The sequence below is a fragment of the Chitinophagales bacterium genome (genome assembly GCA_020635995.1).
Taxonomy (GTDB): Bacteria; Bacteroidota; Bacteroidia; order Chitinophagales; family UBA8649; genus JAFMKE01.
Genome location: JACJYS010000001.1, coordinates 167141 through 183065 on the forward strand (window position 1 = coordinate 167141; position 15925 = coordinate 183065).

Consider the following 15925-nt stretch of genomic DNA (forward strand, 5'->3'; position numbering starts at 1 on the left):
AAATCAAGTGAATATTAGAGCATTAATAATATTATTGGTAGTTTTTTGTATAGAAGGAGGAAGGTTGTTGGCTCAAGATTCAACCAATCAAAACCTGCCATATCCATTAGAAGAACGTGAGGGCAATTTTTTAACAGACCCCAATCCTAATCCTTTTTATTTAAACGATCCGGAAGCTATAGAAAGAGAAGTTAATTACGACCCGGCTACAGATTCTTACGTTATTACTGAAAAAGTAAATGGTAGAAATATACGCCCACCGCAGTATATGTCTTTTGATGAGTATATGGATTATACTTTAAAAGATGAAAACAAGCAGTATTGGAAATCAAGGACAAACACAGAAAGAAGCCTAAGAGATAAAAATATAGATTTGCCTTTTGAACCAAGTTATAACCCTAAAAAAGCAGGCGGTATTTTTAGAGGTTTAACTATAGATATACGCCCACAAGGAAATGTGGAGCTAACCTTAGGTGGCAATGTTCAAAAATACGACAACCCAAGCTTGCCTAAGCGAGCAAGGACACAAGGCGGTTTTGATTTTGATATGAATATCAATATGAATGTAACCGGAAAAATTGGTGATGCTTTATCCATGACAATAAAGTATAACAATCAAACCGGTTTTTCTTTTGATAACCAGTTTAAATTGCAATATCAAGGACAAGAAGATGATATTATACAATTAGTAGAAGCAGGAAATGTAAGTTTCCCATTGCAAACTCAGCTAATTACAGGAGCACAAAGTTTAAGAGGTATAAAAGCACAGCTTCGTTTTGGAAGGCTTACTATGACCAACGTAGTGGCAGAGCAGCAATCGCAAAAAAAATCTATTATAGTTGAAGATGGTGCTCAGTTGCAAAATTTTGAAATAAAAGCCGATCAATATGAAAGTGATAAACACTTTTTTTTAACCCAATTTTTTAGAAACAATTACGATAATTCATTAGCTCAAATTCCTAATATTTTATCGCAAGTTAATATAGAAGAAATAGAAGTGTGGGTTACTAACCGTACAGGGCAAACCAATGGAGTTAGAGATGTAGTGGCTTTTCAAGATTTAGGAGAAACCGACCCATATAGTCCGGCTGTACATCCTTTAGCCGGCAATACTTTACCCGATAATAAAGCCAATGATTTATATACTACCTTAGTAATGAATCAAAATTTACGATTGAGTAGCAATGTAGCAAGTGGTTTGCAAAGCCAATATCCTACATTTGAAAGTGTAAGAGATTACGAAAAAACTTATGCCCGATTATTATCAAGCTCAGAATATATTTTAAATAGAGAGCTGGGGTATATTTCATTACAAACAGCATTGCAACCCAACCAAGTATTAGGTGTAGCTTTTAAATATACTTACAATGGGCAAGTTTATCAAGTAGGAGAGCTGTCAAGAAATGTTCCACCGGATTCTTCTTCTGCTTCTGAAGTATTGTATTTAAAAATGTTGCGTAGCTCATCTATTCGTCCCGATTTGCCAATGTGGGATTTGATGATGAAAAACATTTATGCCTTAGGTGCTTATCAAATAAGTCAAACAGATTTTAGATTAGACATATTTTATTTAGACCCGGGAGGAGGGCTAAAAAGATTTATACCTAAAGGAAATTTAAGCGACCAGCAGTTAATTCGTGTTATGAACTTAGACCGATTAAATAACCAAGGTGACCCTCAGCCCGATGGATTATTTGATTACATACCGGGAGTAACAATAAACCCACAAAACGGGCGGTTAATATTTCCTGTTGTAGAACCCTTTGGTAGTCATTTAGAACAAAAATTAATAGATGCCGGCAATGCCGATTTAGTAGATGATTATGTTTTTAATGTACTATACGATTCCACTTTGTGGGTGGCACAGCAGTCGCCAGAGCTAAATAGGTTTAGTATTAAAGGAAAATACCAAGGTAGCGGTGGCAATAGAATACAGTTAGGGGCATTTCAGTTGCCCGAAAATTCCGTAACCGTTTCTTTAGGAGGAATAAGACTAACCGAAGGGCAAGATTATACCGTAGATTATAACTTAGGAGTAGTAACTATTATAAATGAAGGATTATTAAACTCGGGGCAACAAATTAAAGTAGATTACGAAAACAATGCTTTGTTTGGTTTTCAGCAGCGGTCATTAATGGCTTCGCGTTTAGATTATAGAATTTCCGACAAAGTTTTTGTTGGTGGTACTATAATGAAAATGAAAGAACGTCCGTTTTCGCAAAAAGTAAATTTAGGCAGCGACCCTATTAACAATACTATAATGGGCTTGGATTTTAGAATGCAAACCGATGTGCCGTTTTTAACCAGAGCCTTAGACAAACTTCCTATTTATAGTACAAAAGAAATGTCAAATATATCTCTGCAAGGAGAAGTGGCACACTTACGCCCGGGGCACAATAAATTTATAGAGCAAGACAAAGAGCCTATGGTTTATATAGACGATTTTGAAGGTTCAAGCAGTTCTTACGATTTAAAAGGAAGTCCGCAAACATGGAAATTGGCATCTACACCAAAAGGAGCTACAGATAAATCGGGAAATATACTATTTCCGGAGGCAGACCAGTTTAATGATTTTGCTTATGGATTTAACAGAGCCAAGCTATCATGGTATAATGTAGATCCTTCTTTCTTCCAAAAAAGTCAAAGTCCGGAAGCGGTTTACAATAATAAACAAGTATTGAGCAACCACTATGTGCGTCCTATTTTCCAATCAGAATTATATCCTAATAGAGATTTAGGAAACAGTATAGACCAACAAGTATTTACTTTTGACCTAAACTACGAACCGGAAAAAAGAGGACCTTACAATTTTGAAGAAAGTAATAGCGGAACAGTACCATACAGTAGAGGTGTAAGACCAGACGGACGATTAATAGCTCCCGAAACACGCTGGGGCGGTATTATGAGAGGGATAGACAATAACAATTTTGAAGTAGCCAATATAGAATATGTAGAGTTTTGGGTAATGGATCCGTTTATATACAATGACAATAGCAAAGGAGGGCAGCTTTATATAAACTTAGGTAATGTAAGTGAGGATATTTTAAAAGACTCCCGAATGCTATATGAAAATGGCATTAGCAACGACCAAAGCTTAATGGATAGCACTACGTGGGGAGTAGTACCACGGGCACAGCCACTTAATAATGCTTTTGATAACAATCCGGACCTTCGCCCTACACAAGATGTTGGTTTTGATGGATTAAACGATGATGATGAGCGAACGGAGTTTCAGAGTTTCTTAAATGATGTACAAGTTGACCCACTTCCTAAATCATTATTAGAAAACGATCCGGCTTCCGATAACTTTACCCATTATTTAGACCCACAGTACGATAATATGGCAGATATTATTGGGCGATATGTTAACTTTAATAATCCACACGGCAACTCGCCTGTTTTAGAAGGGAATACATTATACGCAGGTTCTAATAATCCGGATATAGAAGACTTAAACAGAGATAACTCTTTAAACGAAACCGAGCAATATTTTCAATATGCTATAGACATGTATCCCGGCATGGATGTAGATAACCATCCTTATATTGTTTCTGTTTCTGAATTTGGACCAGATGATTTTTTTGACGAACCACAACCGGGGTGGAAATGGTATCAGTTTAGAATACCGATACACGAATATACCAGCAAAGTAGGAAGCATACAGGATTTTAGATCAATACAATATGTAAGAATGTTTTTAACTAATTGGGAAGATTCTGTAACACTTCGTTTTGGAACTTTAGATTTAGTTAGAAACCAATGGAGAACCTACTTATATGAATTAGCAGAAGCATCAGAAAACTTGCCTGTAGATGAAGATGCTACTTTCTTTAATGTAACACAAGTTAACGTAGAAGAAAACAGCGGTAAAGAACCCGTAAATTATATATTGCCACCAAATATTTTAAGAGAACAAGGCGTAGCAAATAATGCAAATACTTTAGTAGCTCAAAACGAACAATCTTTAGCTGCAAGTGTTTGTGGTTTAAAAGATGGTGATTCAAGAGCGGTATATAAAAATGTAAACTTAGATTTTAGAAACTACAAGCGTGTTATTATGGACATACACGCCAATAGATTTCCGGGCGAAATAATGCCTCAAGATGGAGCTTTAACCGCATTTATACGTTTTGGTATTGATTTTACAAGTAATTATTATCAAATAGAAACACCTTTAGTATTTACTCCAGACGGGCAATATGCCGATAACGATGCAGACAAAGCAACCGTATGGCCAGATGCCAACAAATTTGATGTTTCGTTAAGTGAGTTAACGGAAATTAAAAAAGCAAGAAATGCCGCTGGCTGGCCTAAAACAGTGCCTTATAGTGCAACTACAAGCACAGGAAAAATAGTAACCATAAAAGGTATTCCGGATTTAGGAACACTACAAATAGTAATGTTGGGAGTAAAAAACCCTTCGCAAAACGATCCGAACAATCCTATACAGGGAGAAGATAATGGAAACGCACAATGTGGAGAGGTTTGGTTTAACGAGTTTAGATTAAGTGGCTTAGATGAAAGACCCGGTTCGGCAGCTTTAGCCAGTTTATCTATAAAACTTGCCGATTTAGGAAACGTTAATTTCAGCACCAGTATGCATAGTATTGGTTTTGGACAAGTAGATATGCAAGTAGATGAAAGATACCAAGACCGTTTTTACTCTTACGATTTTAATACAAATCTTCAATTAGGTAAGTTTTTGCCGGCAAAAGCTAACATACAAATACCTTTTTATGGCGGTATATCTCAGTCATTTAGCACGCCAGAATACGACCCTTATCAGTTAGATTTAACCTCTAAAGAACAAATAGCTTCTATAAAAACACTAAACGAAGACTCTGCTTTAACCTATAAGAGGATGATACAAACGCTGGTAACAAGGAAAGGCTTTAACTTTACTAATGTTAGAAAACTACCGGGAGAGAAACAAAAGAGACTCTTTTTCTTTAGCCCCGAAAACCTTGGATTTTCTTATGCTTATAATGTAATAGAAAAAAGCGACCCGTTTGTACAAAGTGATTATGAACAAACACATTTAGGAAAAATAGACTATGCACATAGTTTGCAGCCTAAGTATTTGTATCCATTTAAAAAAGCTATTAAAAGCACCAATCCATTTTTAAGTATAATAAAAGATTTAAATGTCAATTTCTTCCCTTCTACTATGGCGTTTAATACACAAATGAATAGGCAGTATGGAGAGCTTAATTTAAGAACTTTAGAAGGTGATGATTTTACATTGCCTACCACTTTTAATAAGTTTTTTACGTGGGATAGGTCTTATTCTTTTAAATACAATCCTTTTAAATCTTTAAGTATAGATTATAACGCTAATAATGCAGCCCGTATAGATGAACCTTTCGGGAAAATAGATACCAAAGAAGAAAAGCAAGAGATTTGGAACAACATAAAACGTGGTGGTAGAACCACTATGTTTAACCAAAATTTGAATGTAAATTATAAATTGCCATTAAATAAATTGCCATTTTTAGATTTTACAAATACTACGGTTAGCTATGGTTCCGGATTCAACTGGATAGCGGCTCCACTGCGTGCTGATGCCGATGGAAATTATATTGAAAATCCACTGGGGAATGTAATGAGCAATAACCAGCAACTTAGATTTAACACCGATTGGAATTTTGATAAATTGTACTCAAAAGTGCCTTATTTAAAGAAATTTACAGGAACAAATCCAACCGCAGGAAACAAACAAGCCACACAGCAAAAACGTGAAACAGCTGTAAAAGCAAGAGAAAAACTAAAGCAAGATAAAATAGCTTTAGAAGAAAAACTGCAAGCGGAAAAAGAAGCTTTTAAAGATTTGAAAGCAGAACTAAAAATAGATACTGTTCTTACTAAAAAAGAGAAGAAAGTAGAAAAGAAAACTCAAAAAGAGAAAATAAAGAGTTTAAGAAAGCAAATAAAGAAGAAAAAATCTGACAGAGCACAAAAGCAAGCTCCTGCACGTATTTTAGAAAACGCCATAATGCAACCTTTGGTAAGTTTAAAGAAAATTTCGGTTTCTTATACCGAAGACAGAAGTACAACCGTGCCGGGTTATATGCCGGATACTGATTTTGTAGGTTTAGATAGGCAAAGCAAGCGAGCTCCGGGGCCGGGGTTTGTGTTTGGTGGTCAGCCGGGTTTCCAGTGGTTCAAAAACTTTGATGCCTCTAAAAGAGATGCATGGTTAGATGAAGCTGCTAATAATGGATGGATTTCGCAAGATTCATTGCAAAACCAGAAATTTATGCAAACCTATTCTCAAAACTTAGACATTAGAGCCACGATAGAACCGTATAGAGATTTGCAAATAGATTTGACATTAAACAAAACAAATTCTATAAACCACTCTCAGTTTTTTAAAGTTTTTGATTCAAATACAGGATATGAGCATTCGCTTCCACAAGATGTGGGTACGTATAAAATTTCTACCATTACTTGGAAAACCATGTTTACAAAATACGATACAACATGGCTAAACAGTACCTATAAGCAGTTTTTAGATAATAGAGCTATTATTTCTGAACGTATGCAGTACGAAAACGGAAATAGTAGTGGCACATTCTATAATCCAAGCGATTCTACTTCAAATGCTAATTATAAAGAAGGATATGGTCCTACTTCGCAAGATGTATTAATACCTGCATTTTTAGCTGCTTACCAAGGAAAAGACGCTAATAAAGTAAAATTAAATCCATTTAAAAACTTTCCATTGCCAAACTGGCAAATAAGCTACAATGGTTTAACAAGGTTTAAATGGGCTCAAAAAATATTCTCTAATTTCAGCATTAGACATGGCTATAGCTCAGTAATTCAAATAGCAAGTTTCCAAACCAACTACGATTATCAAGGCGATAATACTTATTTTACGCCTAATACGGTAGATTCATTAAATGGAAACTACTATACATATTATAATATTCCTAACATAGTTATAAACGAGCAGTTAAATCCATTAATTGGTTTTGATATGACCTTTAAAAATGGTTTGCAAGCTCGTATTGATTATAAAAAATCAAGAACAGCTACGGTTAATTTTACCGATTTTCAGCTTATAGAAAATCAATCTGAAGCCATAACCGCAGGATTAGGCTATAGAGTAAAAGGGTTAAAAATGCCATTTAAGTTTAAGGGTAAAAAAGTAATATTGCACAACGATTTGAATATGCGATTTGACTTTACATATAGAGATAATGTAATAGTAAACCACCGATTAGACCAAGGCATTTCAATACCAACAAGTGGAGCTAAAGTAATAACCGTTTCGCCATCTATAGATTATGTAATAAGCAAGCAGATGAACATAAGAATTTTCTTAGACAGAACAAGAACAATTCCTAAAACATCTAACTCTTTCCCTACCACCACTACACGAGCAGGAGTAACATTCAGATTTAGCTTAGCTAATTTCTAAAAACTTAGCGAGAATTGTTCACGGGCATTATCCGTTACTAAACTTTGTTTTAAATTTTAACTTATGCGATTTTTACCAGAAGAAATAGAAAATTATGCAGCATTACATTCTTTAAAAGAGGATGAAGTATTGCAACAACTTAACAGAGAAACTCATTTAAACATTCTTATGCCTCAAATGATTAGTGGGCATATTCAAGGAAATTTTTTAAGAATGATGAGCTTTATGATTAAGCCCAAAAACATTTTAGAGATAGGCACTTTTACCGGCTATTCTGCTATTTGTTTAGCTCAAGGATTGCAAGAAAATGGCAAACTTTATACTATAGATATTAATGAAGAACTTGAAGATATGTGTAGAACATATTTTGATAAAGCAGGACTAAAAAATAAGATAGATTATAGAATAGGAAATGCCTTAGATATTATTCCCGACATAAACGAAACTTTTGATTTAGTTTTTATTGATGCCGATAAAATAAATTATAGCAACTATTACGATTTGGTTTTTAGCAAAGTAAATAAAGGTGGTTTTATTTTGGCAGATAATGTTTTGTGGAGCGGAAAAGTAACGCAAGAAAAAAAGAATAAAGACACGCAAGCACTACATGATTATAATACAAAAATAACCAATGACGAAAGAGTAGAAAATTATTTAGTTCCTATAAGAGATGGAATAATGGTGGCTCGCAAAAAATAAAACTCAACAACACAATATCCCGATTCAGTTATTTAATATTACGATACGCAAACTAATAGTTGAACAGAGCAAAACACCGCCCGTATCTTTGTGGTATAATTATTAAAAACAAAAAATTTATAAAACCTATATCATGGAAGAAACATTAAAAAAAATAGTTTATGCTGGTGTTGGCTTAGCCGCACAAGCTACAGAAAAATTTGAAAGTACTGTTGACGAGTTAATCGCAAAAGGAAAATTATCTGACAAAGAAGGAAAGAAAATTGTTGATGATTTTTTCAAAAAAACAGAAAAGAAAAAAGACGAGTTTGAAGGCAAAATTAAATCATCTACAGACGAGATTTTTTCTAAATTCAAATTTGCTCAAGAAAACGAATTAAAAGACTTAAGAGCTAAAGTTGCTAAATTAGAAAAAGAAGTAAGCAAATTAACTGCTCCTGCTAAAAAACCAGTAGCTAAAAAAGCTCCTGCAAAAAAAGCAGCTCCTAAAGCTACAGCAACTAAAACTGCTACGCCTACAACTGTAAAAGCATAATTTAAAATTTAGTTTGAACAATAGAGAAGCCGAACACAACATTTGTGTTCGGCTTTTTTATGCTCACTTCTTAACCTGACAGTTTCTATGTTTGCGTGTTTACGTTTTATGGGAGGTTTTTTCTATCTCGTGCGTCATGCCTTTGCAGAAAGGCATCTCATTTGTAAAAAAACTACTACCTTTAATAAGTGCAAAACAATAAAATAGCTTATCCCATATTACGCAGAAAAAACAGTATTAAAATCACTTATTTAATGTTGTTTCTTTACTTAATACTCCTTAGTTCTTGCACCTATTATTTAGGACCAAATAAGTGGGAAAAAACCTTCCCCAAAGAAGCAAATATTTTTCCTACACAAAATTATAATACACTAAAAAACGCTATTAATCCCGTTGATTTTTTAGGTAGCGAACTCGCAGATTTTTCTAATAAAAATTACATAATTTACAGCGATAAATTTAAAGACACCATATTAGATGTTCGGGTGGTTTTTGCTAACTTATTATTGGGCAAAAATATAGAACGCATAAATGCCGATATTCAAAAATTTAAAGCGTGGGGAACTACGGGAACTTCAAGTATTTTAAACAAAAAAGGCGACTATGATTTCTCTGAAATTCAATGGATAAACATAGTTTATTATTTTAAAGATAAGCCAGAAATTTTACATCCTGCTACAGCCCGGCACATTATAAACCACTTAATTATAGATAATGGATTTAAACCAAAAATTAAAGCCCCTAAAACGCTTGGAATTATACGGGAAACAGAGAATCATATTTTAATGAAAGAAACCAGCAGGTATTTAAAAAACCAATGGATTTTTACCTTACAAAATCACGATGAAAAATATGATAATAGCAAAAATGGAATGGACGATTTTTTAATTCATCATCTGCAAGAAATGCTAAAAACAGGCTTCTTTGAATTTAACGCCAATCCGTACATAAGTTACACTATAGAAGCACTACTTATACTCAGAGAACATACCGATAATACTGAAATAAAAAACCTGTGTACAAAAATATTAGATGCCGAAAATTGGCAGTATGTTTTGGGTAGTTTTAATATGAAAAAATACAGTCCATTCAGAAGAAGAATGAGCAGAGTAAGTATAACAAATTTAACAGGAGATAGACATGGAGCATTAATGAAAATAGAATGGGCAAAGTACCATAAAATACCACTTAGTGAAGCACAGCTTTCTTGCTGTTTTGATAAAGCTTTGGTGTTGGCTACCAGCAGTTATATTTTGCCAGCTCAAACAGAAAGTTTTTTGTTTAATAAACCCAATGCATATTATGCAAAAATAGGTCATGGTTTAAAATCTTCGCCTGAAATATATTACGGCACACCTAATTTTTTATTGAGTGCTGGCGGTTTGCGTTTCGGAAAAAAATCGCAGATAGTGCCACGCCCTACTACTTTATTTTTAAATGATAATGTAAAGGAAATAAATGATTGTTTTTACATAGCAGGAAAAGGTGTATTAAACCAATGGAACAATACGGGAGTCTATCAAAATTTTGCAGTTGGAAATCAGCCGGTAAATATTCCTACGAAATACACAATTTATGAAAAAATAGGTAATTGGAATGTTTATAAAACCAAAGAAGAAAATCCCGTTTTTGTATGCGTGTATAACAGTAAAAATTTTGGAGTAATTTATGTTTCGCAAAATGAAAACTATAAAACTATACTAAAACAAAATAGCATACTAAACAAAAAGAAAGATGAATTTTTGTTAGAAAACAACCAGCGTGTTTCTTACAATTTATCAAATAAAAAGAAGTGGATTATTACTCAAATAAATGATACAAAAACGGATAAATATTTTAAAAACTGGAAACGATTTGATGTGAAGTTTTATAAAACAAATTCTACCTATTAATAGCCAGTTTATTGGTGTAGGTAGTCGCATTTTTGTCCTTAGCTTTTATTAAATAAACGCCATTATTTAATTCCCCAATATTTATAGTGTTATCAATATTGCTGTATGAACTTATTAGTTTGCCTTGCAATGAAAATATTTCTACAGTTTCTATATCCTTGTGGTTGCTAAAATAAATATTATTGTTTTTAGTAGGGTTGGGATAAAAATCAAAAACTTTAGCTTCTTCTGGAGTTCTTATGCCTACAGTTTTATCATAAACCACCACAAAAGTATCTAAGCCACAGGCATCTATTTCGTTTTCGTAAAAGTCTATTATTTTCACGTTTGTTATTCTCAACAACATAGAATCGGAAAGATTAGTTATAGGAATTACTTCATCTTCCATTGTCCAAATTCCATCTATTAAAATTCCTCCTCCGCTTCGGTTTATTTTGTCTATACCTACTACGCCCACATCCATTTTATTGGCTGCAAAATCATTTTTATATTTCAACAAATAATTGTTGTTTTCTATGCCAAACCAATCGTCTGTTGCTTGGGCGTGCATTGAGCTACTTTGTACAAAATTTGTATCAAATTCTAAGGTGAATTTTATGCCATAAACTTGCTGAGCTAAATTGTTACTTAAATCTAGTCCTATTTTTATTGTAGCACTATCATTTTCTTTATAAAGCTGAGGAAACACCACATAAAGTGGAAAATCGCAAGTGCTTTGCGTGCTTTTTTCGCTATTGTGCGTATAATGGTAGTTTGCTAAAACACCGTCTTCTATATCTATATCGTTTATGCTTCCATCGCCATTACAGTCGGCATGCTTTATATCTACTCCATTAGCTAAAGTATCATTAGTACTAAAAGCAAATTGTCCTATCCAATCGGTAGAAATTACAGAACGGAAATCAACAATATCGTTATAATGAATACCTATAGCAAAAATATCTTCCATTCCCACCGTTTTGTCGTGGTTGGCATCTCCGGGGTAAACCAAATCGTCAGCTGGTTTTTGTAACATTAAATGGCTGTATCTATATGGCGTATTAAAGTTGTAAATAGGCTGGGCATTACTTAAACTAAAAGAACTTATATAATATGAGGTTTGGCTACTTATTGTTTCGCTTCTGGCTAAAATTAAGCTATTGTTTGCCGTGTCAATAGTTAAAGCATTTTTGTCGTAAGAAAAAGTTTCATTAATACAGTTAGAACACGAAGGCAATAGACCTATTTCTATTATTGTGCCTGTAGAGTCTAAACTTATTAATTTGTATTCTTCATTTGTATTTTTAGCCACACCGTATAAACCATACCCCGAAAATCCTACCAAATACATACTTGTATAAGAGTATTGAAATTGATTAACTAAAAGCAAAGAGCTTGCATTAAAAATGTAAACATCTACATTTGTGCCATTAGCACTACATAAGTACAAGTTGTTTTCAAAATAATTTAAGTTATCATCTATACTTAAATTATTTATTGAAAAAGTGGTTGAATTTACAATTGCATGGCTCAGTTTTTCAATAGAATTAATAGTACTAAATTCATGATTGTAGGTGTAAAACAAGGTATCGTTAAGTAAATTTGTGGCAAATAGTTCATTATAACCTTGCCCTTGTAATGTTGTAGTGTTTTGCAGTCCGGTGTATGTTTGCGTATATTCTATAGGCGATAAATATTGATACATAAATGAAGCGGTAGAAGATACGGTATCTATAAAACTAATATCATTGCTTGAAGTACTGTATAAAAATTCATTACCCAATTCAAAATTAAAAGGCAGGGTTTCTATTTCCACACTTCCACCATTATTTTGGTTAAGTGCTTCAAAAACTTTTATACCACTACCTCTATCGCTTACTCCAAATAAATCGTGAATAAAATTTCCATTTTGAGCATGTATTAAGCCCACTAAACAACATAAAATTACTATTAGCTTTCTCATAAGTGTATTTTGCAATGTAAACATATTTAAAATAAATGAAACAAAATACGTCAAAATATGATATTTGTGAGTAAATTTAAGGTGTAATTAAAATTTAAAAATATTGATTATCAATTAGTTATAATTTTTAACAACCCTATTTGTATATGTACAACAGTAAATTAATACGTATTTTTTCAAGTTTTAATGAAGAAGAACTTACCGGATTTGAAACTTTTTTGCTCTCGCAAATAAAGGAAGACAATAATACTTATAAACTTTATACGGTTTTAAAAAAAGCATATCCCAACTACGAAGATGCCAGTTTAGAAAAAAATAGGGTGTACAATTCTATCTTTAAAAACAAGAATTATAAAGACATAAAAGTAAGGGAATTGATGTCGGCATTAACTAAACTTGCCGAGCAATATTTGAGCATAATTGAAAGTACTAAAAATGAATTTTATACTGCCTTAGCATTGCTTAATCAATACCGAAAAAGGCAATTAACAGCCCTGTACAAACAGCAGGTAAAGCAAGTAAGTAAACTAATAGAGCAAGACAAGTTTTTAAACGCTGAATTTTTTAAAAGAAAACTTTTATTTGCCGATATAGAAAATGATTTTTTTGAGCAGCAACAAGTGCGTACTCATGATGAAGCATTAGGTGTAAAAAATGAAAATTTAGATAAATATTATTTCAGCACTAAGCTTCAAACTTTGTGCGAATTATTAAACAGAGAAAATATTTTAAACGATAAGTTTAATAAAATATTGGAAAATGAAATAGTAGCAATGGTTGAAAAACACAAGAAAAGTTTTTTAGACGTTCCTTCTGTTCAGTGTTATTATGAAATTTATCTTTTGCTAAAATCTAAAAATGACGAACAGCAATATCAAAAGGCATTTAACACTATAAATAAATATCAAAAATCTTTTGAAGATGCAGAGCTAAAATCAATGTATGCTTATTTAATAAACTATTGTATTCAGCATATTAATAAAGGCATAAATGAGTTTACGCCAAAACTTTTTGAGTTGCAAAAAACATTATTGCAAAACAAAATTTTGTTAGAAAACGGATGGCTTTCTCACATTAGTTATAGAAATATAGTATCTATAGCTATTAAGCTAAATGAATATGCGTGGGCTGAAAAATTTATAGAAGATTACAAAGAAAAAATACAAGAAAAACACAGAGAAAATGCTTATAATTTAAGTGCTTCCAATTTGCTATATGCTAAGCATAATTATGCAGAAACGGTTGGTTTGCTTAATCAAGTAGAATTTACCGATGTGTATTATGCTTGTACCGCTAAATTTACCTTATTAAAAGCCTATTATGCCCTACAAGAATGGGAAACCTTAGACTATTTTGTATCGGCATTTCAGTTGTATTTAAAAAGAAATAAAGAAATTTCTACCACTTTTAAAAAAAGTAGTGAGAACTTTATAAAATATTTTAAGAAACTACTGCTTATTATTAAACAAATAGACTACAAGGAAAACAGCTATTTAAACAAAAAAATAAAAGATTTAAAAATAGCTATAGAAGAAGAAAAGATATTGGCTAATAAAGCTTGGTTGCTAACAGAAATAAACAAAATAAACCTATAAATGGAAGCTAAGAAAAACATAAGTATAGTTGGTGCCGGGCTGGTAGGCTCTATGTGGGCATGCTTTATGGCAAAAAAAGGACATAATGTTAATGTTTTTGAACGCAGGGGAGATATGCGAGTTAAAGAAGTAGATGCCGGAAAATCTATAAACTTGGCATTAAGCACCAGAGGGTGGCAGGCTCTTAAAGAATTGGGCATGGAAGCAGAACTTAAAAAAATAGCCATACCTATGAAAGGGCGAATGATACATCAAGAAGATGGCACGCAAGATTTTCAGCCTTATGGAAAAGAAGGGCAAGCTATTTATTCTATTTCGCGTGGCGAACTAAACAAAGCTCTTATGAATAGAGCAGATGAAGACAGCAATAGTGTTTTTCATTTTGATTATAAATGTGAACATGTAGATTTTGAACATAAAACACTTAAATTTTCAACTCATGATGGAGAAATAAGAACCATAAGTTCAGATTATATTTTTGGAGCAGATGGTGCTTTTTCGGCAGTGAGATACGATATGCAACGAACGCATAATTTTAATTATAGTCAGCAGTTTTTAGAGCACGGATATAAAGAATTATGCATTCCTCCAAATGCCGATGGCACGCATAAACTGGAAAAAAATGCTTTGCATATTTGGCCCCGAAAAAGTTTTATGCTCATAGCTTTACCTAATTTAGACGGTAGTTTTACCGTTACTTTATTTTTGCAATTTAAAGGAAAAGAGAGTTTTGAAACTTTAGATGAAGACCATGAAATAATTCCGTTTTTTGAAAAATATTTTCCTACAGCACTACAACACATCCCCGATTTAATAAAAGATTATAAAGAAAATCCAACGGGTTCTTTGGTTACCGTAAAATGTTCGCCATGGCATTATAAGTATGCCTGCTTGCTGGGCGATGCTGCTCATGCTGTAGTGCCTTTTTATGGGCAAGGCATGAATGCCGGTTTTCAAGATTGTTATGTTTTAAATAGCTTATTAGATAAATATAGTGATAAAAAATGGGAAGATGTATTTGAAATTTTTTCTGAAGAGCATGCTAAAAACGGGCAAGCCATAGCTGATTTAGCAGTAAGAAATTTTATAGAAATGCGTGATGACACCGCAGACGACCATTTTTTGCAAAGAAAAAAATTAGAACTGAATTTAATGAATACTTATCCCGATTTGTATAAATCGCAGTACCAAATGGTAACATTTACTACAGAGCCATATTATGATGCACTAACAAAAGGAGATGAGCAAACCGCTTTTGCAGAGCAGTTGCTAAATGAGTTTCCCAATAAAGAAGATTGGAACAATAATGCTTTTGATAAAAAAGTAAAATCGTTTTTTGGTGTTTAAAATTAGCGATAAGCACAGGGCTCTATTGGTACGAGCTACAAGCTTGTATGAATATTGGGGAATTAATTAATTACTTTACCTTTGTTTTTATTAAATGTATCAATAAATAAAACAATAGAACTCAAAGATATAGAATCAATCTTTAAAGTCGAAAAATTAATAGTTTTATGAATTTCATCATTGAGTACGCTGTTTAACAACTTTTTCATTTGTATTACAGAAAGTGAAGAGTACCAAATATGGTAAGACAAATACCAAAAATTTTGTAAATCTCATTGTGTATTATTTTTTTTTCCTTGTGGTCGGTCTTATTTGACCGCACCACTTTGTCCCTATACTCAGCATCCCTGCCCATTTCCACTTTTTTTGTTAAGCCCACAAACCAAATGTAAGCATTTTTTTTGATATTTTTGTAAACAAATTGTTAGAAGGTAGTTTCTGACAGCACAATAAACGGAGTTAAATGATGCCAACACTTATTAAAATAATATT

At 32.8% G+C, this 15925-nt stretch carries 7 protein-coding genes; 6 read left to right on the forward strand and 1 reads right to left on the reverse strand.

All coding sequences use genetic code 11. The annotated features are described in order from the left end of the window. Positions 1–7 precede the first annotated feature (7 nt). The 4 genes from sprA to H6578_00815 all read left to right on the forward strand — a co-directional run bounded on the left by sprA (position 8) and on the right by H6578_00815 (position 10549). A complete protein-coding gene (gene sprA / locus H6578_00800; GenBank protein MCB9225693.1) occupies positions 8–7423 on the forward strand; it encodes a cell surface protein SprA in 7416 nt (2471 codons plus the stop codon). A gap of 63 nt (positions 7424–7486) precedes the next feature. Further along, positions 7487–8122, forward strand: a complete 636-nt coding sequence (locus tag H6578_00805) for an O-methyltransferase (GenBank protein ID MCB9225694.1) — start codon at positions 7487–7489, stop codon at positions 8120–8122. A gap of 133 nt (positions 8123–8255) precedes the next feature. Next, entirely contained in the window at positions 8256–8657 is a 402-nt protein-coding gene (locus H6578_00810; GenBank protein ID MCB9225695.1) for a hypothetical protein, read from the forward strand. A gap of 188 nt (positions 8658–8845) precedes the next feature. Beyond that, positions 8846–10549 carry a hypothetical protein gene (locus tag H6578_00815; GenBank protein ID MCB9225696.1) on the forward strand — a complete coding sequence of 568 codons (1704 nt, stop codon included), beginning with the start codon at positions 8846–8848 and terminating at the stop codon, positions 10547–10549. Here the strand turns inward: H6578_00815 and H6578_00820 are convergent. Beyond that, positions 10539–12491: a T9SS type A sorting domain-containing protein gene (locus H6578_00820; GenBank protein MCB9225697.1), complete on the reverse strand. Its 1953-nt coding sequence runs from the start codon at positions 12489–12491 to the stop codon at positions 10539–10541. The two genes, H6578_00815 and H6578_00820, sit on opposite strands and share 11 nt — an antisense overlap. Positions 12492–12637: 146 nt before the next feature. Here H6578_00820 and H6578_00825 point away from each other — a divergent pair, with 146 nt between their 5' ends. After that, positions 12638–14086, forward strand: coding sequence for a hypothetical protein (locus H6578_00825; protein MCB9225698.1), 1449 nt, complete (start codon positions 12638–12640; stop codon positions 14084–14086). Further along, entirely contained in the window at positions 14087–15433 is a 1347-nt protein-coding gene (locus H6578_00830; GenBank protein MCB9225699.1) for an FAD-dependent monooxygenase, read from the forward strand. The last annotated feature ends 492 nt before the right edge of the window (positions 15434–15925 follow it).

Bases quoted from the DNA above. Each gene is read 5' to 3' on its own strand.
- H6578_00805 (MCB9225694.1), top strand. From the start codon at position 7,487: ATGCGATTTTTACCAGAAGAAATAGAAAATTATGCAGCATTACATTCT.
- H6578_00820 (MCB9225697.1), bottom strand. From the start codon at position 12,491: ATGAGAAAGCTAATAGTAATTTTATGTTGTTTAGTGGGCTTAATACAT.
- H6578_00830 (MCB9225699.1), top strand. From the start codon at position 14,087: ATGGAAGCTAAGAAAAACATAAGTATAGTTGGTGCCGGGCTGGTAGGC.
- H6578_00810 (MCB9225695.1), top strand. From the start codon at position 8,256: ATGGAAGAAACATTAAAAAAAATAGTTTATGCTGGTGTTGGCTTAGCC.
- H6578_00825 (MCB9225698.1), top strand. From the start codon at position 12,638: ATGTACAACAGTAAATTAATACGTATTTTTTCAAGTTTTAATGAAGAA.